Annotated in this window: 1 pseudogene; it reads left to right on the top strand. The window is 75.2% G+C overall.

Annotation, left to right across the window (positions count from 1 at the left end):
• Nucleotides 1–22: 22 nt before the first annotated feature.
• Nucleotides 23–234, top strand: a pseudogene (locus tag IMZ11_RS44930) (hypothetical protein); the annotation flags it as partial.

The following is a 234-nucleotide window of genomic DNA, read 5'->3' as shown; positions in this document are numbered from 1 at the left end:
CACCGCCGACGACACCGCGACCATGGACGCCAGCACCGAGGACGCCGCGACAGAGGGCACCAGCACCGGGGACGCCAGCACCGGGGACGCCAGCACCGGGGCCACCCGGGCCGAGGACACCGCTCGGCCCCGCGCTTCGGCCAAGAACGCCACGGCCAAGAACGCCACGGCCAAGAACGCCACGGCCAGGGACGCCACGGCTCAGGGCACCGCAGCTCGGGGCGCCACAGCTCA

Origin of the sequence: Microtetraspora sp. AC03309, assembly GCF_020826795.1 — a bacterium.
Classification (GTDB): Bacteria; Actinomycetota; Actinomycetes; order Streptosporangiales; family Streptosporangiaceae; genus Microtetraspora; species Microtetraspora glauca.
The sequence above is the reverse complement of the archived record's forward strand: the minus strand, read 5'-3'. Positions and strand labels throughout refer to the sequence as shown.